General features: G+C 38.1%; 17 protein-coding genes and 2 pseudogenes. 10 read left to right on the plus strand and 9 right to left on the minus strand.

Translation table 11 applies throughout. The features are described 5' to 3' along the window. Positions 1-821 precede the first annotated feature (821 nt). The gene (locus tag ACP6PM_RS24255; protein WP_426589200.1) at positions 822-1,481 is read left to right on the plus strand and encodes a PEP-CTERM sorting domain-containing protein; all 660 of its coding nucleotides are present in this window, start codon (positions 822-824) and stop codon (positions 1,479-1,481) included. 136 nt (positions 1,482-1,617) lie between these two features. Here ACP6PM_RS24255 and ACP6PM_RS24260 read toward each other — a convergent pair whose 3' ends face one another. After that, a complete protein-coding gene (locus ACP6PM_RS24260; RefSeq protein WP_426589202.1) occupies positions 1,618-3,030 on the minus strand; it encodes a (Fe-S)-binding protein in 1,413 nt (470 codons plus the stop codon). 285 nt (positions 3,031-3,315) lie between these two features. On the opposite strand from ACP6PM_RS24260, the gene ACP6PM_RS24265 reads away from it, so the two are divergent. Next, positions 3,316-5,283 carry a CHRD domain-containing protein gene (locus ACP6PM_RS24265; RefSeq protein WP_426589204.1) on the plus strand — a complete coding sequence of 656 codons (1,968 nt, stop codon included), beginning with the start codon at positions 3,316-3,318 and terminating at the stop codon, positions 5,281-5,283. Between the two features lie 667 nt (positions 5,284-5,950). On the opposite strand, the pseudogene ACP6PM_RS24270 reads toward ACP6PM_RS24265, so the two are convergent. Both ACP6PM_RS24270 and ACP6PM_RS24275 read right to left on the minus strand, forming a co-directional pair. Next, positions 5,951-7,748 (minus strand): annotated as a pseudogene (locus ACP6PM_RS24270) (SUMF1/EgtB/PvdO family nonheme iron enzyme). A gap of 315 nt (positions 7,749-8,063) precedes the next feature. Next, a complete protein-coding gene (locus ACP6PM_RS24275) occupies positions 8,064-9,404 on the minus strand; it encodes an FAD-binding oxidoreductase (protein ID WP_426589242.1) in 1,341 nt (446 codons plus the stop codon). Positions 9,405-10,365: 961 nt separating this feature from the next. Here ACP6PM_RS24275 and ACP6PM_RS24280 point away from each other — a divergent pair. Next, positions 10,366-10,509 carry a hypothetical protein gene (locus tag ACP6PM_RS24280; RefSeq protein ID WP_426589206.1) on the plus strand — a complete coding sequence of 48 codons (144 nt, stop codon included), beginning with the start codon at positions 10,366-10,368 and terminating at the stop codon, positions 10,507-10,509. 112 nt (positions 10,510-10,621) lie between these two features. Beyond that, positions 10,622-11,248, plus strand: a complete 627-nt coding sequence (locus ACP6PM_RS24285) for a hypothetical protein (protein ID WP_426589208.1) — start codon at positions 10,622-10,624, stop codon at positions 11,246-11,248. A gap of 166 nt (positions 11,249-11,414) precedes the next feature. Here the strand turns inward: ACP6PM_RS24285 and ACP6PM_RS24290 are convergent, their stop codons facing one another. After that, complete coding sequence (locus ACP6PM_RS24290; protein WP_426589209.1) at positions 11,415-12,080, minus strand: class I SAM-dependent methyltransferase; 666 nt, start codon at positions 12,078-12,080, stop codon at positions 11,415-11,417. 476 nt (positions 12,081-12,556) lie between these two features. Here ACP6PM_RS24290 and ACP6PM_RS24295 point away from each other — a divergent pair, with 476 nt between their 5' ends. Together ACP6PM_RS24295 and ACP6PM_RS24300 are read left to right on the plus strand one after the other, a co-directional pair. Continuing rightward, positions 12,557-14,428, plus strand: a complete 1,872-nt coding sequence (locus tag ACP6PM_RS24295) for a S9 family peptidase (protein WP_426589211.1) — start codon at positions 12,557-12,559, stop codon at positions 14,426-14,428. A gap of 342 nt (positions 14,429-14,770) precedes the next feature. Beyond that, on the plus strand, positions 14,771-14,932 hold the full coding sequence (locus ACP6PM_RS24300) for a hypothetical protein (protein WP_426589212.1): 162 nt from the start codon (positions 14,771-14,773) through the stop codon (positions 14,930-14,932). Between the two features lie 58 nt (positions 14,933-14,990). On the opposite strand, the gene ACP6PM_RS24305 is transcribed toward ACP6PM_RS24300, so the two are convergent. Then, entirely contained in the window at positions 14,991-15,605 is a 615-nt protein-coding gene (locus ACP6PM_RS24305; protein ID WP_426589213.1) for a uridine kinase family protein, read from the minus strand. Between the two features lie 271 nt (positions 15,606-15,876). Here ACP6PM_RS24305 and ACP6PM_RS24310 point away from each other — a divergent pair, with 271 nt between their 5' ends. Then, positions 15,877-16,719, plus strand: a complete 843-nt coding sequence (locus ACP6PM_RS24310; RefSeq protein WP_426589215.1) for an SPFH domain-containing protein — start codon at positions 15,877-15,879, stop codon at positions 16,717-16,719. A 59-nt stretch (positions 16,720-16,778) separates the two neighbouring features. Here the strand turns inward: ACP6PM_RS24310 and ACP6PM_RS24315 are convergent, their stop codons facing one another. The 3 genes and pseudogenes from ACP6PM_RS24315 to ACP6PM_RS24325 all read right to left on the minus strand — a co-directional run bounded on the left by ACP6PM_RS24315 (position 16,779) and on the right by ACP6PM_RS24325 (position 19,489). Further along, positions 16,779-18,269, minus strand: a complete 1,491-nt coding sequence (locus ACP6PM_RS24315) for a glycoside hydrolase family protein (protein WP_426589217.1) — start codon at positions 18,267-18,269, stop codon at positions 16,779-16,781. A 571-nt stretch (positions 18,270-18,840) separates the two neighbouring features. Next, a pseudogene (locus ACP6PM_RS24320) lies at positions 18,841-19,233 on the minus strand (zinc ribbon domain-containing protein). After that, positions 19,115-19,489, minus strand: coding sequence for a transposase (locus tag ACP6PM_RS24325; protein WP_426589219.1), 375 nt, complete (start codon positions 19,487-19,489; stop codon positions 19,115-19,117). The pseudogene ACP6PM_RS24320 and the gene ACP6PM_RS24325 overlap by 119 nt, the downstream one beginning before the upstream one ends. Positions 19,490-19,549: 60 nt before the next feature. Here ACP6PM_RS24325 and ACP6PM_RS24330 point away from each other — a divergent pair, with 60 nt between their 5' ends. After that, positions 19,550-19,681 carry a hypothetical protein gene (locus ACP6PM_RS24330; protein ID WP_426589221.1) on the plus strand — a complete coding sequence of 44 codons (132 nt, stop codon included), beginning with the start codon at positions 19,550-19,552 and terminating at the stop codon, positions 19,679-19,681. Positions 19,682-19,765: 84 nt separating this feature from the next. On the opposite strand, the gene ACP6PM_RS24335 is transcribed toward ACP6PM_RS24330, so the two are convergent. Further along, the gene (locus tag ACP6PM_RS24335; protein ID WP_426589223.1) at positions 19,766-20,134 is read right to left on the minus strand and encodes a helix-turn-helix domain-containing protein; all 369 of its coding nucleotides are present in this window, start codon (positions 20,132-20,134) and stop codon (positions 19,766-19,768) included. A gap of 244 nt (positions 20,135-20,378) precedes the next feature. Between ACP6PM_RS24335 and ACP6PM_RS24340 the strand changes: the two genes are divergently transcribed. Together ACP6PM_RS24340 and ACP6PM_RS24345 are read left to right on the plus strand one after the other, a co-directional pair. Continuing rightward, positions 20,379-21,101 carry a pyridoxine 5'-phosphate synthase gene (locus ACP6PM_RS24340; RefSeq protein WP_426589224.1) on the plus strand — a complete coding sequence of 241 codons (723 nt, stop codon included), beginning with the start codon at positions 20,379-20,381 and terminating at the stop codon, positions 21,099-21,101. 475 nt (positions 21,102-21,576) lie between these two features. Then, positions 21,577-21,918: an MgPME-cyclase complex family protein gene (locus ACP6PM_RS24345; RefSeq protein WP_426589226.1), complete on the plus strand. Its 342-nt coding sequence runs from the start codon at positions 21,577-21,579 to the stop codon at positions 21,916-21,918. Positions 21,919-21,993: the final 75 nt, after the last annotated feature.

Here is a 21,993-nt window from a genome sequence, read left to right on the forward strand (position 1 = left end):
CTCCTGTCTCCGTTTTTCATGCTACATTTTGTCGTGCGGAATGTAGGTTTTAACAGCCTTCGGCTGGAAGTCAGGAGGACCGAGTCAGGAGTCAGTAGAATTTTTTGGTCGCCTTTCCCAGGAACTGGCTCCTGGCTGCAAGCCTTATGGGGTATAAATCCCCACCGTCACCCGCGGTGTCCACAATTGGTTGGGGTGGGGAATCCCCAACCAATTGATTCAGTCTCCTGTATTCAGTCTCCTGACTCCTTCTTCAATATTTTCTTAATCTTTACCAATTCTTCATGAATCGGCGATCGCTGACAATTTCTTGTAAATCTTGCTGCAAAATTAATACAACCGTTTTAAAACTGTATTTATTCGGTTAGAATTTATGAAGATTCGGTAAAGCTTACCTCAATCTGTAGACAAAGTTATTAAACTTCTGTCATATTATTAGTAACTTCATTAAACAACTGTATGTTGATTAATATCGTGTCTGGTAGCATCGGAGCGTGTATAAAATGAAGTCACAATTGGAAGAAACCCTTCAGGATAAATGCCTTCTACCATCTGCCTTTCTTCCACAAAGTACAAGTATTTAAGCGGACATGATATAACTTACAGTAGATTCGGTCGTATATGAAGTACAGATATTAAGAATTAAATGTTTGCAGTGTGGGATATTGCCCGCGAGGGGTGTAACTCACGCCTGGTGGAATCTGCTGTAACATTGAAATAAGTTGATATCCAAGAATTTTATCGACTTTCATCTCTGTTTTGTAAAGTTCGTCAACAATATCAGCAACCTATAAAACTTTTAAATTAGGAGAAATACTTCCATGAAAACAGCCAAAAAATTACTTATGACTGCGGTTGTAACTACTTTTGTCGCCTTGTCCGCAGGAACAGCAGAAGCTGCTCAACTTAGATTTACTGCAAAAGGAGAAGATTCAGGAATTGAAAACGCAACCGAACGAAACAAATTCTTTAAATTAAACTTTCAAGAAGGTCCTGATAACGTTTATATTAAAAAATTTGTTTTTGATTTGTCACCAGATGCCAATGCTATATTTGACTTTACCTCTGGATCCCCTGGAGGGAAGGGATTTCCTTTTGAAGTCAGTCAAAATAGTGACATTACTGATGCTGATATTAAGAAGTACTTCCTTAGCGAGGATAAACAAAAATTAACTGTTAAGTTTGTAGATGAAGCATTTTCTGTAGGTGAGATATTAAAATTTGGAGTTGATACAGACAGAATTGCTGGAGGTGGAAAAGTTGATGACGGAGGCGATTTTGGTATTGCAGATATTAAATTCAAAGTAACGTTAAGTAATGGTACTAAGGGTAAGGGAGTTTTTGAGAAAAAAGATCCTTTAAAGTCTGTAGCAATTGCAAATATTACTGACCCCCAACCTGTTCCTGAACCTGCTACAATTTTAGGTTTATTTGCAGTCAGTGGTTTGGGTGCTTTTTCTCTCAAGAGATCGCGTCATTAAGATTTATCTGACAAAAAAGGAAAGCGATCGCCATAGTTCTATAAGGTGATAGCAGACCTGATAATATCCACTATTGTTTCTTTTGAAAAAAACAGAGCGATCGCCCTCCTTCTCTTCATACTAGGGTAACATCTACCTATTTCCTCTGTAATTTCACCCTCCGAATTGAATAATCTAATAATTCTATTGGGTGCATTAAAGTCATTTTTTTGCCTTGCAGTTCTAAATGCTTTTTAATTTGCAAAGAGCATCCAGGATTAGCAGAAGCAATTAATTCTGCACCTGTATTCAATAAATTTTCTACTTTTTGTTGCCCTAGTTCCTCAGCTACTTCGGGTTGCAACATATTATAAATTCCCGCACTTCCACAACATAAAGCTGCATCTATCGGTTCGCGCAACTTTACCCCAGGAATTTGTTGTAATAATTTTCTTGGTTCCAAACTAATTTTTTGACCGTGCAATAAATGGCAAGCATCTTGATAAACTATAGTCAATTCTTCATCCTCAATTAAAGGAGAAAGTTTAGCTGTTAATCCCACATTGGCTAAGAATTCTTGCACGTCTTTAACTTGACTAGAAAATTCTTTTGCCTTCTCACAATACTCAGAATCATCTTGAAGAATATTGCCGTATTCTTTAAGAGTATGACCGCAACCAGCGGCATTAATAATAACTGCATCAACTCCGGTATTTGCAAAACTATCTATCATTTGTTTTGCCAAAGTATGAGCTTGTTCAGTTTGTCCTTGATGTTCTGGCAAAGCAGCACAACAACCTTGACTTTGAGGAATCACAACCTCGCAACCATTGGCAGTTAAAACCCGAATTGTTGCCATATTAACTGGGGAGAAAAATATTCTTTGAACACAACCTAAAATTAATCCAACTCGATAACGTTTTTCTCCTTGAGCAGGAATAATAGTAGGATAATTACTCTCGAAAGAATCAACAGTAATTTCTGGTAAAATAGATTCCATTGCTGCTAATCTAGGGGAGATTTTTTCTAGCAACTTAGTAGCACGAATAAATTTGTTAAATCCTAATTTTTGATAAACAAATAGAGGAATAAGTAAGGGTCGTAATCTATTGGGATAAGGAAACAAATTAAATATAAGATTACGAATTAATAGATCGGGTAATGAACGGGGAATATTTCGTTCTACTTGCGGACGAGTTGCAGCAATTAATTTGTCATATTTAACTCCAGATGGGCAAGTAGTCACACAGGCAAGACAACCTAAGCAAGTATCAAAATGTTGAGAAGTTGTTTTATTTAGAGCTACTTCTCCTTTATTAATAGCATCCATAGCATAAATTCTGCCCCTGGGAGAATCCATTTCTTTACCTATTACCCGATAACTAGGACAAGTTGATAAACAAAATCCACAGTGAACGCACGCATCAATTAATTCGGGATTAGGTGGATTTTGAGAGTCAAAACTAGGGTTATCCGCTAAAGAGTTTAAATGTGGATTTTGCTGTAAAAAGTTGCTATCTTTAGCTGGAATTGTGGGATTATTTTGGGTATTTATGTCTTTGAGCTGCATATTTTTATATTGAAAATTTTTCAAACTTAAATTTCATATATAATATTATACATTAATTTTTCTATCAATCAATAATTGAAGTAGGAGCGAATCTTAACCCCTCAAGTTTTACATACTGTCATACTCAAGGGTTAATGAATAAAATAAGATTAATAAATTGATAAACTTAAAGTTCCCTGAAACAATCTTGCTGGATAACTTAAGCAATACTGACATAAGTTTATACTATAGTTCAATTATGCTAGGCTAATATCTTAGCTAATACAAGAATTGTAGAGGTTTATAATGGCTACCTATTCATTTGATAACTTCTTGGGACTTTCTTTACCAATGTCAGAAGCTCAGGCAGTTCCACCTGTACCAAATAGTCCAGCCACAGGAACTTTCGATGTTTTCTTACCAGGAAATATATTACTGATAGATGGTAGTTTCGAGCAACTATCAAGCCCTCTATTTCCTATAGGAGACCCAGACTCAGAGGAAAACCCTCAAAGTCCGGTTCATGTTCATCAAGGTGCAGTAGGAGATACAGGACCTATTGTCCGTAACTTAAATGTACCTGAGTTTAACGAGAATCCTGATATATTAGATGGTACATTTAATGGAGCTTTTACTCTCACAGATGCAGAAACGGCAGCAGCAGAAGCAGACGGGTTTTATATAAACCTCCACACAATAGGAAGACAAGGTGGAGAACTACGAGGACAGGTAGTTTTTCTAGATGATGTACAAGCATCACTTGGCATTGGGTTGCCCATGTCAGAACTTTTTGAAGTACCGCCACTAGTAGATACTCCTGCTGAAGGAATAGTAAATGCGATTCTGACTGGTAATAACCTAACAATACAAGGAACTTTTTCAGATTTATCGAGCGATTTATTTTCGGTGGGAGATACAGACTCACAAGGCAATCCTCAAAGCTCCATTCATCTGCATCAAGGATTAGCTAATTCTAATGGTGGAATTGTTCGCAACTTTAATGTCATTGATAATGGTGATGGATCAGGGGGATTTATTGGCAGCTTTACTTTGAGTAATGATGAAGTGGTAGCTGCGGAGTCAGGAAATTTTTATGTGAACCTGCACACAGAAAATAATCCGAGTGGTGAGTTGCGCACCCAAGTTCTCCTCAACGAGACAGATCCAACGGACGATACTCTAGTAACATTCTTACCAATATCAGAAGCTCAAGAAGTTGACCCAGTAGTAGATACTGACGCTGCAGGAACTTTTTATGCTGTACTCTCTGGCAATAATCTCAATATATCTGGCGGTTTTTTAGATCTGTCAGGTAATTTATTGAATGTTGGACCAGACCAAGATTCAGAGGGAAATTCTCAAAGTTCGGTTCATCTGCATTTAGGTGAACTGGGTAATAATGGTGATATTTTACGCAACTTAACCGTAGTTGACAATGGTGATAACAGTGGTTTCTTCACTGGTAATTTTACTTTGGATGATACTGAAGTTGCCGCAGTAGAGTCAGGAGAAGTCTATATTAATCTGCACACAGAAAATAATCCGAGTGGTGAGTTGCGCGGACAGGTTGTGTTGGAAAATTTTGATACTGTCATTCCTGATGAAGATGTGGTTTTCAATGGAGACAACCGGGATAACAATATTCAAGCAGGTTTTGCTGACGATGTAGTCAGAGGTTTTGATGGAGACGATCGATTAAATGGACTCGCAGGTGATGACCGGGTTGTTGGTGGTGATGGCGATGACAACCTTATAGGTGCTAGGGGAAATGATACTTTATTAGGTCAGGATGGTAACGATCTTTTAGAAGGTCGTCTAGACTCTGATATATTGCGTGGAGGAAGCGGTAATGATACTCTCAGCGGTGGTCAAGGTCGCGATCGCCTGAATGGTGGTTCTGGAAATGATGAATTAACGGGAGGAGCAAGTATAGACCTATTTATCTTTAATACTAATCAAGAGTTTGATTCTGATGATATAGGTATAGACCAGATTACTGATTTTAATAGTGGGCAAGATAGAATTTTGCTTGACTTGAATACTTTTACTGCTCTAGATAGTTCTCCTGGTATTGGTTTATCTGAAGATGATTTTGAAATTGTATCGAATGAAGGTGATGCTGCCATTTCCGAAGCTGAGATTGTTTACAACTCTGTGAGTGGAGCATTATATTATAATACTAACGGTACTGAAGATGGTTTTGGTACTGGGGGTGAATTTGTCAACTTAGGTGGTAGTACAGATTTAGTAGCTAGCGATTTTCAAGTTAGGTAAAAGTTGAAGAGCAAATCTGCTTCCTATAAAGGAGCTATAACAAGAAATACAAAGTTTGATCGTCGAATTTTGGCAATTTCACGGCTATGAGGAATTTTTAGGAAGAAAAAAGCTAGCGATCGCCTGATAGATAAAAACTCTAGAATATAGAAATTACAAAAGTTTTCGGAGACTGACAGAAGATGGATATCTAGTAGGAGTTAACGGCCGTTAACTCCTACATATTGTGTATAATTCTATCTTTTGCGTAAGTCCTGATTTCGCTAGATAGTAGTCCAGTAGGGTGTGTTTCGCTGCGCGACATGAAAAGCGTTTGCGCAGCATTCCGCAGGAAAGCGTAACGCACCGAAATATTTGGGATAGACGGTGCGTTACATTTCATTTTCATGTCCCGCAAGGAAACGCACCCTACTGGACTGTTTCATCTTAAATGGTGCGTTACGACGGATTGTTAAATCCCTTTCACAGTCTATATTTTAGCCGTCCAACGCACCCTACAATTTTGCTACAGATATTCAATCCCCCCTAACCCCCCTTGGAAAGGGGGGGACTTTGAAGTTCCCCTTTTAAAGGGGGATTGTCAATGTACCTCATCAGCGGGAATGGAAAGAGAAAAAAGGAAAGAAGGAAAAAGGGGAAAAGAGGAAAAGAATAAAGGGGAAGAATCCTAGGAACAAAAGGCAGAAACGACCGGAACAGACGAGACAACCCGAAAACCCCAATTGTCGATGAAGTAGTCGGCATCGCTATAGAGACGCCTGGCACTCCGGCAATTCCAAGAAAAGCTGTACCAGCTACCACCACGGAGCAGTCTATAATCACTATCATCTCCAGTTTCCCAAGCACTTCCATCAGTAGGCGCTCCATTATAGTTACCATGCCAAACATCTTGACACCATTCCAACACATTACCGTGCATATCATATAAACCAAAAGCATTAGGTGGAAAATTTCCCACATCTGTTGTTTCTTGCCGAAATTCCTCTTTAGGAGCATAAGCATAAGGATAGTTACCGTTGTAGTTAACTAACTCAGACGTTATAGTTTCTCCAAAATAAAATGGTGTTGTTGTTCCTGCACGACAAGCATATTCCCACTGACTCTCACTGGGCAACCTGTAAATTTTTCCAGTTTTCCTAGAGACCTTTTTGCAAAACTCTATAGCATCATGCCAACTTACTTGTTCTACTGGGCGTTTTTCTCCTTTAAAATTAGAAGGATTATTTCCCATCATGGCTTGATATTGTGCTTGAGTAATAGGATATTTACTCATATAAAAAGGTTGGAGAATTACTTCATATTGAGGACTTTCAGATTCCTCTCTTCCCTCTTCATCTTCCGGCGAACCCATGAGAAAACTTCCCCCAGGAATATAAACCATTTCTAATTTAATTCCACTACCTAAATCTTCTATTTTTTGCCTAGCACTTCCCTCGGTGCGGTGAGTAATATAGCCGGATATATTGACAGTTGGAACTTCAAAAGTAAATAGTTCTCCTTTTTCTGAGTCTACTGTTGATGGTTGAGATATTTGTGGTGGAGAATTAGGTTTTGCTGGTTGAGAAGTAGGCTGAATCAGAGATAAAATTTCCCCTACATTTTTAAACCTTTTCTTAGTCGCTCCAACAATCATTTTATCCAAGATTTCTCCAACTTCATCACTCACCCTCGACTTTAAATAATCTCGCCATACCCAATCACTTTCACTCACATCAAATAAATCAAAAGGTTCGACTCCAGTTAACAAATGAATACAAGTCACACCCAAACTATAAATATCGCTAGAAAAAGTTGCTTTTCCTACTGCTTGTTCTGGTGCAACATATCCGGCAGAACCAATAACAGTTCCCGTCACAGCTAAAGCAGTCATTGTGGCATATTTAGCTGCGCCAAAATCTACCAATACTATATCTCCCGTATCTCCCCCCTTTCCAAGGGGGGCGGGGGGGAATTTCCTAATAATATTCTCTGGTTTAATATCTCGATGAATTACCTGGTTAGAATGAATAAATTCCAACACAGGCAATAAACTTTTTAACAACTCTAAAATTTGACTTTCATTAAAAGCTCCCGACTCTTCCAACTCTTGCTGTAAATTTTGCCCGTCGATAAACTCTTGTACTAAATACTGTCGATTATCCTGAGTAAAATATGCCAAAAGTTCGGGGATTTGTGGATGCTTACCTAAACCATCCAAACGTTCAGCTTCTTGAGCAAATAATTCAGCAGCTTTTGATAAAGTTTTAGTTCCTTGTGCTTGAGGAAAAAATTGTTTAATTACACAAAAAGGCTTTGAAGGTTTGTATTTATCGACTGCCTGAAAAGTTCTGCCGAAACCTCCTTGCCCGATAATTTTTATAGGGCAAGGAGGTTTCGGCTAAAACTAATTTTTCACCACAGTATTGACAGAATATTGTGTCTGGTGGGTTAAGTTTTAAACAGTCAGGATTTAAACATTGAGTCATTTTCAGTTATCAGCTTTTTCAGTTATTAGATCGTAGTAGGGCATCTCAACTAAGACCTAACCCCCCAACCCCCTTCCCTGCAAGGGAAGGGGGGACATATTCTCCCCTCTCCTTGCAGGAGAGGGGTCGAGGGAGAGGTCTTCTAGGTTGCTCGCTCCTAAACCACAAATTTAGTCTAGACACGCCACTACAAAATACTACCGAAATATTTGGGATAAACTCAAACTTAACCCCCCAACCCCCTTCCCTGCAAGGGAAGGGGGGACATATTCTCCCCTCTCCTTGCAGGAGAGGGGTCGGGGGAGAGGTCTTCTTTTAAATTCCACCAACAAAAGAATGAGGATTGAGAATATTTTGAGGGTCAAATTTTTGTTTAATTCCACGCATTAAATCAAGACCGTTTTGATTATAACCCCAAACATCAAGTTTTTCTTTCATCTCTAATGGCGCTGCTAAAACTGTTAGAAACCCACCTACAGATTCACACCACCGCCTTAATTCTAAAATAGTTTCAGGACTAACTGAATTAAAGTGTAATTCTCCTAAACCAATACCTGCATGAATTAATCCAAAACCTGTTTCTAAGGCTGGTTGATTTAAAGTTTCTACAGCTTTATTAGGCATTACTCCGATCTTACAAATTATTTCTGTATTTTCCTGAGAATGCCAAATTTTCTGTTTTAATTTATCCCATAATTCTGCTTCATAATCATGGTAACGAGTGGAATTTAAACCTAATTTATCTCCAACTTCTAATAATCGGTTAGATTGTTCTTCAACACTGTCTATTACGCTTTGAAATCTAACTATTAATCCTACACCTTTACCCAAGTCTAATTCTTTAACTAAATTAGTTGAAAGTAATTCAACAGCAACAGGTGTTAATGCAGAAGATAATAGAGTTTGAGTTGCTTTGGCGATATTATTTTTTTCTCCTACTAAAACAACAGTTCCGGATGCTTCTTGTATAGGAAAAACCCTGAAAGTAACTTGACTAATAATACCTAATGTGCCATAAGAACCTGTAAATAGTTTCATTAGGTCGTAACCTGCAACATTTTTGACTACTCTTCCTCCTGCTTTGGCAATTTTTCCATCCGAACGCACGAAACTAATACCCAGTAACATATCTCGCACACCCCGGTAGCGTTGACGTAGGGAACCAGTATCAGCAGTAGCAATAATACCGCCAATAGTTGCATTTTCTGGATAAGCAGGGTCGATGGCAAGAAATTGACCTGTTTTTGCTAAAGTTGCCTGTAATTCTGCATATTTCATCCCCGGTTCCACAGTAACAGTTAAGTCACCAACAGCGTGTTCGATGAGACGGTTGAGGCGATCGCTACTGACAACTATTATTCCCTGGTGGTGAGTAGTTGGGTCTATTTTGACTAACCCTCCCCAATGGAGTTTACTACCACTACCGCAAGTTAATATCGCCCAGTTATTTTTGTTGCAGCAAGTAACAACATCAGATAATTGTGTTTGAGTTTCTGGATAGATGATACAGTTGATTGTAGTGTCGGGAGCGATCGCCTGTGAGATTTGTTGTTTTTTTGTTGGGTCTATATTTTCCCACAAACTGATATTGTCTTTGCCGACAATAGCTTCTAATGCTTGTATGTTAAATGTATTTTCTTGTGAAATCACTGTAATTAAATTGATAGTTTTAGAAATATATTGTTTTTTGACAATTAGGGATTTAAAATAATTCCCATTTCTTTTTATAGCACATTTGTTGAGTTTATTTGAATGAAAATTACCAACTTAATCTGAGTCTGAAAATTATCAGTAGTCGGACAGAATTAATTAGACAATGTCATTGCGAATGGATCGGAGCGGAATGACGCAATCGCATGGATTTGGGATTGCTTCACTTTATTCCCAATGACGGTAAATATTTTTGTTCACTTACTTACTACTAAATTATTTGATAAATAATGAAATATGCTAGTTGACTAAAAGCTACTATACTCACTTATAGAACCCCTGAAGGTATCTTCATAAATTTAGCAAGGAGTCAGGAGACAGGAGACAGGAGACAGGAGACAGGAGGTAAGAGGTAAGAGGGAAGAGAGAAGAAGGAAGATGTGGGGAGAAATAATACAAAAAATTCAACACTCCTTGAGATGATGATTTTTCCTCAAAATTGATGCGCGAAAAGACTTGACTACCATAATTATATAGCTATCAAATGGGTTCTATATTAAATCTCAAAATTTTGCTACATATCCTTACCTGAGAGGTTAAGGATATGGATCAAATATAGCGATCGTCGCATCAATAGTCCAAATATATACAAAATAGTTGTTGACCTAGCAAATCAGGTTTTCGAGTTATTAGATATAGATGGAGATGGAGTTATTGGTTTGGAAGAGTACAAAATTTTTTGTTGGAGCTGGGGAATTCCTGAAGATTTAGCTGTAGAAATTTTTCCCAACTTATATCATGTCTCTTTGAATAACCACAATAAAAATTTAGGGATTAGGGAGTAGGGAGTAGGGGAAAATTTAAAAAATATTCTCGCGCGAGGGAAAAGAACGTTTTTATTACTGCTAATTAATGAGACTTGATATTAGACCTAAATGGTGATAGTAATATAACTAAAAACGAATTATTGACATTATTAGGGGAATTTAATCAGTTATACTTAAACGGTGACGGCGGTATAACTAAAGACGAATTAGTGGAATTCGTACAGCAATTTCATGGGAGCGATGACCCCGATGCCCCTGGAAACTTATTTTTTGGTCCTTACTAATTTGAGGAATTAATTCTACTAGCATTCCCCTATTAGATAATCCTGAATAGGGGAATTTTTATCTAGTTGATATCCATAAATAATAGGTATAAAGCTGAAATAAAATAAGATTATGGAAGCCAGAAATTTGACTGAAAAACAAGAGATAATTGAAGCAAAAAAACTAGTTTATGAGGTTTCATTTAAAGAACAAAAATGGGAAATTAAACCAAATAATCCCAGTGGTTTGTACGTTAAACAACTGCCACAAGGAAAAGTTTTATGGGATGATTATAATACTGTTGCTACTTGGTTGGGTGTTTTTCAGGAAAATACTTTAGTAGGGAGTCAGAGAATTTGTAGGAGATTGAATGGGAAATTTGAGCTAGAATGCTATCACGAATTATTAGATTTTATCAGAGAAGATGATCTGGCAATGGAATCTACAAGGTTTGTATTTGCCAAACAGTATAGACAATCAGTCGCAGTTTTAATATTATTAAGACTTTTATTTCAAATTTTCTTGGAAAATGGTGGTTATTTGTTCACAACAGGTTTTTTTCCAAATCCAGGCAAGCTGTATGTTAATAAATTCGGATTTACAAGACATGAAATACCGTTTCGCTATTACCCTGATGACCCACAGGAAGTTTACCTTTACTATCTTAATGGTTACGATCGCCCTTATCTAAGAAAAATGATTTCTCAGTTTGAAACCATATTAGAAAGAAAAAACAGAATTGCACAGAATAGGAGTTAGGTAGTAGAGAAAAGGTAAGTCAAAAAAACTGATTTTTGCTGATAAAAAATACCTCTTTAACTACTAATTGAGATTGCTTCCTTCCACTCCGTTCCAGTCGCAATGACTGGGGTATAGTAATTATCCAGGTTTGATATAACTACTACCTAAAACCTACCACCTAATCTTAAACCTGACGATGAGCAATTACAACATAAAAAGGATCGCCTCCTCCTAAACCTAACATCTGCAAAAAACTAGGTACATTTGACTTTTGAGAAATTACTTCTACTTGACTAAAACCAGGAACACCATTAGCATTTTTTACCGAGTCAAAATAACTCTTGACTAACTCTACCCTTCCCTCCTCCGAATTATCTCGCCAAGCAGCGATCGCCTTCTGATAAAACATCCGATTAGAAAAACTAATAATTGCTATCCCACCAGGTTTAAGAATACGATGAATTTCATAAAATATGGCATCAGGATATTGTAAATATTGAATCGAAGCACAGTTCAGTACAGCATCAAAATCCTTATCCGGTAAAGGTATTTTTAAATCCTGATTAAAATTCTGAACAAAGTAATGACTTAATAGGCGATTTTTTGCCAACTCCTCCTCATTCATACCATGTCCTTCAATATGGGCAAATTCTATTTCCTCTGGTAAATGAGAAACCCAACTACTCATCATATCTAAAATTCGAGTATGAGGTTTGAGGCGATCGCGATATAAATTGGTCAACTGGTCAATAAATCCTTCATCCACATGGGTGACAAACCTGGGAAAAGAATAAAATAAACTATCGTCAGAATCATCTAACTTTGTCCGTTGTTTAGCTTGTAATAACATAAAAAGTCAAGGTAGGTTTACACTACATTTCTTGTAGGTAAATATTACAAAATGTACAGTAAATTGTAAAGGTAAAATGTATTTAATACCAGTTCCCAATGCGTAAGGGCAAACGGCCATTTGCCCCTACAATTTGTTTATACAGAAATAAACTTATATATAGCAGTTCTTTAATCCATGAGGTATAGTTTTAGATCCCCCCCGCCCCCAGATCCCCCCTAACCCCCCTTGATAAGGGGGGAACCGCTTAAAAAGGGGGTAGTCTTCAAAGTCCCCCTTTTTAAGGGGGATTTAGGGGGATCGTAAATGTACCTGATAACTGTTGCTATAGCATTACTTTTGAGAAATGGTATAACTAAAAAAAATCAAACAGTAAACTGAAAAATGACCAAAAAATAAGGTCTCCTGCTCCTTTTAATGGGATCAAAAAAATCAATTTGCTGCCGATCACTGTTAACTGATAACTGATAACTGAAATGACTCAACTCCCACCTCTTATTTCCCGCGACATTTTATTTGGCAACCCCGAACGTACTAACCCAAAACTATCCCCCGATGGTAAATATCTTGCCTACATCGCCCCAGATGAGAAAAATGTTTTGCAAGTATGGGTACGAACTGTAGGTAAAGAAGACGATCGCCAAGTTACCGCCGATAAAAAACGAGGCATTCGGATCTATCTTTGGACTTATAACCAAGACCAACTGATATACCTCCAAGATGCTGAGGGTGATGAAAACTTTCATCTCTATCAAGTAAATATTCAATCCAACATAGTTCGCGACCTGACGCCATTCCAAGGAGTTAAAGCAGACATAGTAGATATAGATCCTAATTTTCCAGACCAAATATTGGTGGGAATGAACCTGGAAAACCGCCAAAAATTCGATGTTTACCGTATCAACCTCAACAATGGTGCAGTAGAATTTGACACTCATAATCCTGGAAATATCGTTGGTTGGACTGCTGATGCTCAATTCCAAATTCGGGCAGCGATCGCTAGAACTCAGGATGGAGGTTCCGACCTCTTTTATCGGGAAACCACAGAAAAATCTTGGGAAACTATGCGTCACTGGGGACCTAATGAAGAAGGTGGTCCAGTTCTGTTCTCCGATGATGGGAAAATTCTCTATATATCAGGTAATCATGATGCTAATGCTAAACGTCTACTTGCTCTAGAACTCGCTGCTCGTCAAGAAAATGTAGTTGCTGAAGACCCCCAATATGACATGGGTGGCATCATAATTCATCCTACTACTCGTAACATTGAAGCAGTAGGTTTCTACAAAGAAAAATTAGAATGGCAAATTTTAGACGATAGTATTGTTGCCGATTTTGAATTTCTTAAAGCAGCTCACGAAGGGGAATTTCGCATCGTAGACCGTACTATCAACGATCTAAACTGGTTAGTATCTTATTTCACTGATGACGGACCAGTTTATTATTATGCCTACGACCGCACTGCCAAAACTACAACGTTTTTGTTTACGAACCAACCACAACTAGAAGGTTTACAGTTAGCTTCTATGGAACCTGTTTCGTACACTGCTAGGGATGGTCTAACTATTCATGGATACTTAACTAAACCTGTGGGAGTTTCTACTTCCGGACCAGCAGTGCTTTTAGTTCATGGAGGACCTTGGGCGCGGGATACTTGGGGTTATAGATCCCAAGCTCAATGGTTAGCTAACCGGGGTTATGTAGTATTGCAAGTTAATTTCCGGGGGTCAAGTGGTTACGGTAAAGATTTTCTCAATGCTGGCAACCGGGAATGGGGCGCGAAAATGCACGACGATCTAATCGATGGAGTTAACTGGTTAGTTGAACAGGGTATCGCCGACAAGGATAAAATTGCCATCATGGGTGGTTCTTATGGTGGTTATGCAACATTAGTTGGGTTGACTTTTACCCCGGAAGTCTTTGCTGCTGGTGTGGATATTGTCGGACCGAGTAATTTGATCACTTTAATGGAAACTCTTCCACCTTATTGGGAACCTTTGAAGAAGGTATTTTTCCATCGTGTAGGACATTTGGAAACAGAACCAGAGTTTTTGAAGTCGCGATCGCCTCTGTTTTTGGTCGATAAAATTCAGAAACCTTTGTTAATTGCTCAAGGAGCGAATGACCCACGGGTGAAGGAGTCAGAAAGCGAGCAAATTGTTAAGGCAATGGAAGATGCTGGTAAACCTGTAAAATATGCCCTATACACAGACGAAGGTCATGGTTTTGCCCGTCCAGAAAACCGTTTCCATTTTTATGCTATCGCTGAAGAATTTTTAGCAAAATACCTGGGTGGAAGATTTGAAGCAGTAGGAAATATAGAAGGTCACTCTGGTATAGTTAAATAATACTATGTTCGGATAATTAGCGATCAAAAAAGTTTTTTGTTTGTAGTAGTGCTTGAGCAATAAGAAATATATTTCAGTGGCTCAAGCACTACTACGAAGCTCTAATTATAACTATTCAACCAGACATGATATTAGTTTCTCCAGATACCAACTTCGAAAATTATTAAAATTTTGTTTGGCGACAAGAGTTACTGGGGAAAATCCTGGTATAGCGCTACGCATTAAGGTTAGGACATTTATAAATCCTCAAATCCTTTGATAGTCTCCTGTTCCCAGTTAAGTGTTCCCTATTCCCGATTCAACTAGCGCTATAAAATTTCAGAATAAATAGCTCGAAAGCTCATGGAAGAACCATCTAGTTTGGCTGATTCGACACAAGATGTGATGAAAATTGACGATAATTATATATATGAAGAGTTGGAAGCTTTAGGAAATATGAAATTAAAATATATTGATAAATTTATGAATCAATTGTGGCAAGAATTAGAAAGTTTGGATTTGTAGAAAAAATTTTCTAATATTGAAGAGGAAGAGAATTATGATACTATCACTTAGTGTATTCCTAAAACTTACGATCATTAACAATAATAAAATCAGCCATTTGCTTTGGTCTATCCTGGGCAAAGTGTAATAATTGAGCTGGAAAATATATAGTTTCGTAATCGTGCCTTAATTCTGCTTCAGAAATACCTTCCTGGTTACGATTCAACGCTCTTTGAAAGGCAGTTTCAAAGCTACAGTCGATCCAAATACGATAATCAAAGTGAAATTTATCTTGGAACAAAAAGATACCTTCTAAAATTACTATTTCTGCATTTTCTATCTGATAATAATATTGTGTGTATGAATTTGAGTTACCAGCATCTGCATGATTAGCAATTAGGTGAACAGATCCAGTTTGTTGGAGTGGAGCCACTAATGTCGAGAACATTTCTTCAAACCTAAATCCATTTTTATAGAAATGTTCTGCCGGATTTGTATCACTGAATCGCTTTTCTGGTAGTTCTAGCCATCCGTCAATTCCAATGAGATAACTATTAATACCAATTTCTTGCAAAGAGCTATTTATTTGAGAACTGATATAGCCTTTTCCTGAACCATCAATTCCCGAAACAGCTACTATCAGAGGTTTTTTATTGTGACTTTTTTCAGATAAAGTATTAATTAAGTTCTCCATGTTAACCAAGCTTGTTAACGAAGTCAGAAGTCAGAATTCAGAAGTCAGAAGTTGTTTTTGTCACGGGGATGCGTGAGCAACCCTCCAAAAACATTTCGCTTTAAAAGGCGGGGTTTTAGAACCAATTATTTTAATAAAATTTCCAAGATTGTCCCAACTCTAAATTATGCTAAAGTAGAATTTTTAACTATATTTATCGTTAAAATTAGGATTATTCCTAGAGAATGCTAATATTAACACAATTAACCTAATTTATAAAGTCTAAAATATTATGCTCCAATATCTTGTGGCTCTGATAGCAACTGCAATTTTTGGTTATGCAGTTAACTCCTCTGTAAGAGTGATCGATCAAGGGGATGAAGCTTTAGTAGAACGCTTAGGAAAGTATCGGCGGACTTTGAGACCTGGACTTCGGTTAGTCTTACCCCTGGTAGAAAAAATAGCTTATGTTGATACCATCCGGGAACGGGTTTTGGATATTCCGCCTCAGTCAGTTATCACTAATGATAATTTAACCTTGCAGGTAGATGCAGTAGTTTACTGGCAAATTATAGAAATGGAGAGAGCATATTATGCAATTGAAGATGTAGGAAATGCTATTGATAATATTGTTTTAACTTCTCTGCGTTCTGAAATTGGTCGCTTACCAATGCGAGAAGTTTTGTCTACAAAAGATGAAATTGATAAAGCTTTACTGAAGAAATTAGATGAAGCGACTTCTAGCTGGGGAGTAAAAGTGATTCGTGTTGAGATTCAGAATATTATTTTTCCGGAAAAAGTGCAGGCAGCAATGGAGTCGGAAAGGGTAGCTTCAAGTGAAAAAAAAGCTAAGATTGAACAAGCAGAAGGTGAGAAGCAAGCTGCTCTTGCTAAAGCTAGAGGACAAGCAGAGTCTATAGAGCTTCTTTCCAAAACCTTAAATTTGCGTCCAGACAGTCCCGAATTTATGCAGTTTCTGATTGCTCAAAACTATTTAGAAACTAATCAGAAATTAAGTGAAAGTGCTAATTCTAAGGTGCTATTTATGGACCCGAAAGCTATGTCAGAAGCATTGGGTGAATTAATGGGAGAATCTCCTGAGTATCCTGAAATACAACTGAAAAAACCTGATTGATATCAAGTCAAAAGTATAGTAGGGTGCGAAGCGCCAAGCGTCACGCACCATCATTTCAATTAAGGTTTAGGACAAGTTCCTAATTTCCAGTCAACATAAAGATCTCGGGGGTCTGTATCTCTTAACCAACCAATGAACCTTTTATAATCAGCTATGTTGTAAGTAGCTATACAACCAACAGTACCAGGGGCACCATAATTTCGATTCCAGTCAATATGAATTTCGATCGCGCTTCTTTCAGTTGTACCAGGTTCTATATAATCTAACGGAACTGTTACTGGGCCAATACCACTTTGAAAAATTCGACCATAATAATTATCTTTACTATCAGCCCAAATAATATCCTGAATGTACCACTTTCCTTCTGGTAATGGTTCTCCAGTCATTGCCCGACTCCGAGCAGCAGTGCGGAAAAATTGTCTTAGTGGAGCACCACAACAAACTTCTAATCTGTCTTGTAGTTTTCCACTTTTAAAATAGTCCAAGTTCAGTACATAACATCCATATCTATCTTTACGATTTGTCTTTGTTAATAGTAGATAATTTTTATTTGTCGTGGATGGTGGTGCAGGAGGAGGTGGAGGTGGAGCATCTCCCCATAATTTTTTCCAGGTTATGGACTCTACTGTTGCATTATCTGTTGTAATGCCAAAATAGTCTTTTTTAAACTCGATAACTGCAAGTTCAGTTTTCTTACCAAAAACCCGCTCAAATTCTCCTTCATAATAGCCTAAATCTTTCAATCTCTTTTGTAAAGTTCTTACATCATCACCTTCACTACCTCGTACTAATACACGGTTTAGTTTTGGAGGTGTACCTTGATTATATATATCGGAAATGTTAAAAACTGAAGTTCTTTCACCAGCAGGAATTGGTTTATTCGCAGGAGCAATTACAAAATATGTAGCATTTTTATACTGAGGAAAAATACTAGCTAATAAGTTTTTATCAAACTTTTCTAGAGTTAAGATTTCTACTACTTCACCTTGATTCCAAGCTACAACTACAGTTTTCTTATTTTCATCTCGATATCCTTCTAACCAAGTTACTTTATCTTGTTCTGAAATTTCACCTTCTAAAGGTTTTTCTTCTCCTCCACTTTTGAGAAATAACCTTCTTTCATCAGCACGACGAGATACTAACCCTGGTAGTGGTACTTTGACACCACGAACTACGCCATTTACCCAACGACGAAATTCATTAGCTGCTCCTTGATAATCTCCTTGATTTAGTTTTCTTAATAAGGTACTACCTTGAAATGCACCAGTTCCTACATTATAAGAAAAAGATACTAGAGCATCGAATTGGTTTTGATTAACAGGAACTTTGATTAGTTGAGAAATTTCTTCTGCTATTCTGCTACATTCAGAAGCTAGGTATCCTTCCGCATCTCTTTCTGAAATTCTGTCTCCTAGACGAACTGTTTGTCCATTGGGATAACGAATGGTTCCATATCCAATAGTTGGTATTCCTACTGGATCTAGATAAGCATTCAGAAAAAGTCCTTCCCATTTCTTGATTAAATCCAGGCAATTTTGTGAGATTTGCATTGTTGAGAGTTCCTATTTACAACTAAACAGTTAATATTTTTATTAATTATCAGAGCAAAACTTGATAATTAATAAAAACATTAATTAGCTATAGCATTTCTGAAGTTACTGAAGTACAGTTGTTTTTCTTCTTTTCTATTTCCTGTTTCCCGAATTACTACTCCCTACTTTGTCAAGTAAAGGAATGTGCGTACCTAACTACTCTGGGAATTGCTATATATATATTTTTCAAGGTCTTGAGAATCAAGAATAGGTATTTTCCATATTTTACTAAAAATTACTTGTTTTTGGTAAAATATATTAATAATTGATTTTGATTTGGCACTCCCAAGAGACTGTTTGTTAAATAGATATTAAGAAACTTAAGTAAGTCCTGTTTGTTTAAAAGCTGAAAGCTGAATGCTAATAGCTGAATGCTTACGGTAAACTTGATACTCAAAGTTTTTGACATCCTCACCCGGCTGTTAGGCGCGGGGATTCCTACTAAGGGTGAGCTTCTTCGGTGGATGACGTTTCACAGGCTGCTGCACCTACCCCTCTTGCTCCCCTCCCGGGAGGGGATGGGGGTGGGTTACCCTTGCCTCCGTGTCCATTTAGTGTCTCCCTTAGGGCAGCTCCTCCGCAGGAGGCAGGAGGCATCCCCAAGAAGCGATAATATATTTATTGCTGCATTCTCGTCTCTATCATGTTTTCCGCCACACTCTAGACACTCCCATTCTCTTACTCAAAGATCTAACTTTCCACTTTTAAAGCCACAATCTGAGCAAATTTGAGATGTTGCTTTCCAACGACTAATTACTCTAAAATCACGACCGTATTTTTCTGCTTTTCCTTCTAACAGTGTCCTAAATTTTCTCCAACCTAAATCTGATACCCACCCCTCTTGCTCCCCTCCCAGGAGGGGATGGGGGTGGGTTACGGTTTTGCACCATACCAGAAACGTTTCCTTCGGAATGCTTCGCAAACAAATCTTCTAAAACAATTGTTTGGTTTTTACGAATTATTTCCGTAGACAATTTATGCAGAAAATCTGTTATTGTATGCTTGAGTTTGGCCTGAAGTTTAGCTACTCTAACCCGCGCTTTTTCATACCTTTTAGAACCTCTAGTTTTCTTAGATAATGATTTGCTTAACTGGCGATACTTCTTAAGCCGTTTTTTGAGTAGTTTGGGTGCATCATTTTTTTGACCATGTAGGGAAGTTGCATGCAACGTCCCCACGTAGCAAAAGTTTTGATACCTAAATCTATACCTACTGAATTATCAGTTTGAGGTAAGGTTTTGGCACAAGTTTATACTGCAAAACTTAATAAATATCTAGTAGGGGCGATTCGCGAATCGCCCCTACAATCTTTGATTACTTTTACTGATGATGGAGCAGCAGGTAATTCTCACAGGCGAAATTATTTTTAACTTGCCAATTTTTGCTAAATAAACTTTATGTCGAGCTACTTTAAACCCTCATGCATGTAAACCTTGGAGTCTGCCCATGACTTTCTAATGCATGAATTTAGGAGTTTTAACAGGTCTACTATTTCTCTTACCTTTAGTCGAAGTCAAGAAATTTTGATCAGCCTGGTTTAAATCATTTAAAGATTTTACCCACCCCCATCCCCTCCACCGGAGGGGAGCTAGAGGGGTGGGTGAAACCTCTGATAACCATTCTCTGTCCTCAGTCTTTTTAGCTTGAGTAATAAAGAGTTTTTGTAGTTTAGAATTAGTGGGCTTCTTTTCTTTAAGACTGTATTTTTCCTGACAGCAAGCTAGACTATCATTCCAAACAACTCGAACACAACCAAATAGCTTGGCTAGTCGGTATTTTTGTACTGGTCTTGGATAGATCCGATACTTAAATCTACCTTTCATAATCTGACTTTCAAACTAACATTATTATAACATATTTTTTGAAATAAAATCAACTAAAAAGTCCCCCGCTTAAGGGCGAGGCGCATACCCCAATTTTTCCGTAAATTAGAACTTCTTGAGATTGTCCACCACCTGGATCGGTTTCTATAATTTGGAAAATCTTAGAAAACTTTGAGGTTGAACACTGATAATATAATTAAGTACCTGTGCAAAATTAATTTAACCTTTTTAGGAGAAGAAAAAATTGCCCACTCTTGGTGTCAACATCGACCACGTTGCCACAATTAGACAAGCGCGACAAACTGTAGAACCTGACCCAGTAGCAGCAGCAGTTTTAGCTGAACTAGCTGGTGCTGATGGTATTACTGCCCATCTGCGCGAAGACCGTCGCCATATTCAAGAACGAGATGTCCGTATTCTCCGACAAACGGTGCGGACTCATTTGAATCTAGAAATGGCCCCTACTGATGAAATGGTGGCGATCGCTCTGGAAATTAAACCAGACTATATTACTCTTGTACCAGAACGCCGGGAAGAAGTTACTACGGAAGGGGGTTTGGATGTGGCTGGAAATCTTCCCCAGATGAGGCAAGTTGTAGCCCAGTTACAGGGGGCGGGTATTCCTGTAAGTATGTTTATTGATGCAGAAAAAGCCCAAATAGAAGCTTCCGCTGAAATTCAGGCCAAGTTTATTGAACTCCATACAGGATGTTATGCTGAAGCTGGTGATGAAGCTGGTCGCCACAAAGAATTGACTGTTTTGGCAGATGGATGCAAAATAGCGATCGCTGCTGGTCTCCGAGTAAACGCTGGACATGGCCTCACCTATTGGAATGTTTATCCAATTGCTTGTCTAGAAGGTATGGAAGAACTCAATATTGGTCATACAATTATTTCTAGGGCGGTACTCGTGGGTATGGAGCGAGCTGTCCGTGAAATGAAACTAGCTATTCAAGGCCAGTTCTAATTACCGAATTTTTCGGTCTAAAGCCTTGCTCTTAAAAAAGCGGTTAGCAGTAAGCACTCAGCACTCAGCAAGATTATTTTTCTAAACTTTAGAAGGGGTTTCAACGCCGACTCAATAATCATGGGCTTGGGGTTGCAGGGGATTTTAACAATCGGTCAAAAAGCTGAAGGCCGAAGTTCCGACCCATGAGGCTAGCTGAATACTTTTAGCTCATGGCTAGTTAAGCGGGCAATTTTTTGGTTGATTAAATAGAAGGACATAAGGTATAGTATTGTTGTCGCGGGTAGGCAATCCGAGACATTAAACGGACGCAGAGGGAAGCGTAACCCACCCCCATCCCCTCCCGGGAGGGGAGTAAGAGGGGTGGGTGCAGCACCCGATGAAACGTCAACTCACCGAGGAGCTACGGCTCGGTAGGAATCTTCGTGTCTAACCGCCGGAGATGATGTCAATAATTTCTTATTTATTGATGGAAATGGAAACTTACTATTACGTCTTAGCTAGTAAAAAATTTTTACTGGAGGAAGAACCCCTGGAAGAAGTATTCAGGGAGCGCACAAGAGATTATCACGAGAAGGAAAAAGAAATTGATTTTTGGTTAATTGCTGAACCTGCTTTTTTAGAAGCTCCTGAAATGGCTAGCATTAAAGAAAAATGCCCTCAACCTGCTGCAGCGATTATTTCTACTAATCCTCAAATTATTAGCTGGTTTAAATTACGCTTAGAGTTTGTACTTACAGGAGAATTTCAAGCACCTTCAGACACTATTCCTCAGCCTTTGGCTTCTCTGGCACCAGCTTCTACGAAAGATTCTTAGATTAGGGGTTGCTGATTAAAGATAAAAGCATTCAGAGATAAAGACTTTAGCATTTTTTTTGTCGAAAAAATTGCC

The organism is Dapis brunnea BLCC-M229 (assembly GCF_050015995.1).
GTDB lineage: Bacteria > Cyanobacteriota > Cyanobacteriia > Cyanobacteriales > Microcoleaceae > Trichodesmium.

Bases quoted from the DNA above. Each gene is read 5' to 3' on its own strand.
- ACP6PM_RS24255 (WP_426589200.1), top strand. From the start codon at position 822: ATGAAAACAGCCAAAAAATTACTTATGACTGCGGTTGTAACTACTTTT.
- ACP6PM_RS24260 (WP_426589202.1), bottom strand. From the start codon at position 3,030: ATGCAGCTCAAAGACATAAATACCCAAAATAATCCCACAATTCCAGCT.
- ACP6PM_RS24265 (WP_426589204.1), top strand. From the start codon at position 3,316: ATGGCTACCTATTCATTTGATAACTTCTTGGGACTTTCTTTACCAATG.
- ACP6PM_RS24285 (WP_426589208.1), top strand. From the start codon at position 10,622: ATGGAAGCCAGAAATTTGACTGAAAAACAAGAGATAATTGAAGCAAAA.
- ACP6PM_RS24290 (WP_426589209.1), bottom strand. From the start codon at position 12,080: ATGTTATTACAAGCTAAACAACGGACAAAGTTAGATGATTCTGACGAT.
- ACP6PM_RS24295 (WP_426589211.1), top strand. From the start codon at position 12,557: ATGACTCAACTCCCACCTCTTATTTCCCGCGACATTTTATTTGGCAAC.
- ACP6PM_RS24300 (WP_426589212.1), top strand. From the start codon at position 14,771: ATGGAAGAACCATCTAGTTTGGCTGATTCGACACAAGATGTGATGAAA.
- ACP6PM_RS24305 (WP_426589213.1), bottom strand. From the start codon at position 15,605: ATGGAGAACTTAATTAATACTTTATCTGAAAAAAGTCACAATAAAAAA.
- ACP6PM_RS24310 (WP_426589215.1), top strand. From the start codon at position 15,877: ATGCTCCAATATCTTGTGGCTCTGATAGCAACTGCAATTTTTGGTTAT.
- ACP6PM_RS24315 (WP_426589217.1), bottom strand. From the start codon at position 18,269: ATGCAAATCTCACAAAATTGCCTGGATTTAATCAAGAAATGGGAAGGA.
- ACP6PM_RS24335 (WP_426589223.1), bottom strand. From the start codon at position 20,134: ATGAAAGGTAGATTTAAGTATCGGATCTATCCAAGACCAGTACAAAAA.
- ACP6PM_RS24345 (WP_426589226.1), top strand. From the start codon at position 21,577: ATGGAAACTTACTATTACGTCTTAGCTAGTAAAAAATTTTTACTGGAG.